We start from the raw sequence: 2,967 nt of genomic DNA, 5'->3' as shown, positions 1-2,967 counted from the left end.
GACTAAGAGGAGGTAGCTCCACCGGCCGAGCCGTAGAGCTTAGCGCGCCTTGTACTGGTGACAGGACAAGGGTTAGCGCGGCCGTGCGATCGCGCCTACTGCGCGACCTTGCTGCTGCCTTGGGTGATCAGCCGCGCGGCGCGCTGGTCGCGGGTGTGGATCCAGAGCCAGTTCATCGCTACCGCAATCCGGTGGCGCACGCCGATCAGGAAGTAGATGTGGGCGAGACCCCAGATCCACCATGCCAGCGAGCCGCGCAGCTTGAGCCAGCCGAAATCGATCACCGCTTTCTTCTTGCCGATCTGCGCCAGGCTGCCGGCATGCTTGTAGCGGAACGGCGGCAGCGTCTTGCCGTCGAGCCGGGCCTTGATCAGGGCGGCGACGTAGCGCCCCTCCTGCTTGGCGGCCGGCGCGATGCCGGGCACCGGATTGCCGTCGGGACCCTTGATCGTGATGGTGTCGCCGACTGCGAAGACATCGGGATGGCCGGGCACGGTCAGATCAGCCTCGACCTGCAGTCGATGCGCGCGATCCGCCGGTGCGTTTAGCCACTCGGCGGCGCGCGAGGCGCGCACGCCGGCGGCCCAGACGATGGTGCGCGCCTCCAGCCGCCTGCCGCCGAACACCACGCCGTCGGCCGAGCATTCTGTGACCGGCTCGCCCAGCATCACCTCGACGCCGAGTTTTTCCAGCGACGCCTGCGCATAGGCCGAGAGATCGTCGGGGAAGCCGGCCAGCACGCGCGGCCCGGCCTCGATCAGCACCACGCGCGCCTTGCGCGTGTCGATGTGGCGGAAGTCCTGCGGCAGCGTGTCGTTGGCGAGGTCGGCGATGGTGCCGGCCATCTCGACGCCGGTCGGCCCGGCGCCGATGATGACAAAGGTCAAGAGCGCCGCGCGCTTGTCGGGATCAGGTTCGCGCTCGGCGCGTTCGAATGCGACCAGGATGCGCCGCCTGAGCGTGGTGGCGTCCTCCAGCGTCTTCAGGCCGGGCGCGAACGGCTCCCATTCGTCATGGCCGAAATAGGCGTGGCGCGCGCCGGTGGCGAGGATCAGCGTGTCATAGGGAATGCTGCCGCCGTCGTCGAGCTGCACCTGCTTCTGCGCCGCGTCGATGCCGCAGACATTGGCGAACAGCGTCGTCACCTCCGGCCGGTCGCGGAGGAGATAGCGGATCGGCCAGGCGATTTCGCTCGTGGCAAGCGATGCAGTCGCGACCTGGTAGAGCAGCGGCTGGAACAGATGGTGGTTGCGGCGGTCGATCAGCGTGATCTCGACCGGCGCGCCACGAAGGCCGAAGGCGGCTTCCAGTCCGCCGAAGCCGGCGCCGACGATCACCACGCGATGAGGTTTGGCCGGCGCTTGCGTCATCTGATGTCGCCCTCGGTTTCGAACGGCTTCGTCGCTTGATTATGTATTCATTCGCGGCCTCATTCCAATACGAATTGCTTGATCGCCCGATAGCAAAACCCAATCGCTGTGTGTTTCACGCGTCCTGCGGCGCGGCCTTGGCGACGACCTGTCGCCGCGTCGGCAGGAACAGTCCCGCGACCGCGCCGGCGAATGACAGCATTGCCGCAAGGCTCATCGCCGCAGTGAATCCATTGCTGAAATGTCCGGACGAATCGGCTGCGCCGTTGGCGACGAAGCTCGCCACCAGCGATGCGATGCCGAACATCCCGCCGAGGAAGCGGCCCATGTTGAAGATGCCCGACGCCTTGCCCATCTCGCTGACCGCAACGGAGCTCAGCACCGCGTTCTGCGCGGCCGGCATCGCCATCGACACGCCGACGCCGGCCAGCACCAGCGGCGCGACCAGCGCGGAATAGGACACCGTGGGACTCACGATCTCGCTGATCCAGCCGAGCCCGGCCGCCTGCATCAGGAGGCCGGTGACCACAAGCGTGCGCTCGCCGAAGCGGTTGACGACGGCGCCTGCGATCGGCGCCGTGACAAACAATGTCGCGGTCCACGGGATCAGGCGAAGCCCGGCGCCGAAGGCGTCGAAGCCAAGCACGGTCTGCAGGAATTGCGGCAGCAGGAACAGCACGCCATACATCGCGGCGTAGAACAGCACGCTCGCAGTCATGCCGGACGCGAACGGCCTTGCCGCAAACAGCCGCATCGGCACCATCGGGCTGGTGGCGCTCAGCTCCCACAGCACGAACATCAGGGCCAGCGCAGCACCGGCGATCAGGGCGCCCATGACTTCCGCGCTGGCCCATCCGGCGCCGTTGCCGCGCAACAGGCCCCAGACCAAAGCCAGCGCCGCGAGTGCGACCAGTATCAGTCCGGTGACGTCGAGCGGCGCTGCGGGTCCAAAACTCTCGCGCAGCCGGGCCAGCACGAGACCAATCGCGACCAGGCCGATCGGCAGGTTGATCCAGAAGATCCAGCGCCAGCCGAGATGCTCGGTGATGAAGCCGCCGATCGCGGGGCCGATGATCAGCGCGCATCCGGTGATGCCGCTGAAAATGCCGAGCGCGCGGGCGCGCTCCTCGCGGCCGAACGCGCCGCTCAGGATCGCCATCGCCAGCGGCATCACCAGCGCCGCACCTGCGCCTTGTAAGGCGCGGGCGGCGATCAGTGCCGCGGCGTTGCCGGCCAGCGCGCAGGCCGCGGACGCCACGACGAACAGGCCAATGCCGGCCGCAAACATCCTGCGCCGCCCGAAGCGGTCGCCGAGCGCCGCACCTGTCAGCAGCAGCACCGCGAAGGTCAGATTGAAGGCGTTGACGGTCCATTGCAGCGTCTCCACGGCGCTACCGAAATCGGCGCGGATGGTGGCGAAGGCCGTGGTCATGATCATGGCGTCCAGCGCCATCATGAAGGATGCCAGCGCAGTGAGGCCGAGCACCCAGCGCTGTTCGGTGCGCTGTTCAGGGGTCTGCATGGTGGTTCTCCGTTGACGTGCCGCGGGGCTTGCGGCGCGCTTCGCCGGCAAGGACGAACCGGGACGGGCAAAGGA

Annotated in this window: 2 protein-coding genes; both read right to left on the bottom strand. The window is 67.6% G+C overall.

The window, feature by feature from the left end:
- Positions 1-95 precede the first annotated feature (95 nt).
- Positions 96-1,370 carry an NAD(P)/FAD-dependent oxidoreductase gene (locus QMZ05_RS40615; RefSeq protein ID WP_353705859.1) on the bottom strand — a complete coding sequence of 425 codons (1,275 nt, stop codon included), beginning with the start codon at positions 1,368-1,370 and terminating at the stop codon, positions 96-98.
- Between the two features lie 115 nt (positions 1,371-1,485).
- Positions 1,486-2,892: an MFS transporter gene (locus QMZ05_RS40610; RefSeq protein WP_353705858.1), complete on the bottom strand. Its 1,407-nt coding sequence runs from the start codon at positions 2,890-2,892 to the stop codon at positions 1,486-1,488.
- Between the last annotated feature and the right edge of the window lie 75 nt (positions 2,893-2,967).

This window comes from Bradyrhizobium sp. INPA03-11B, from assembly GCF_040446015.1.
Classification (GTDB): Bacteria; Pseudomonadota; Alphaproteobacteria; order Rhizobiales; family Xanthobacteraceae; genus Bradyrhizobium; species Bradyrhizobium macuxiense_A.
This window is presented reverse-complemented; position numbering and strand designations above follow the sequence as displayed.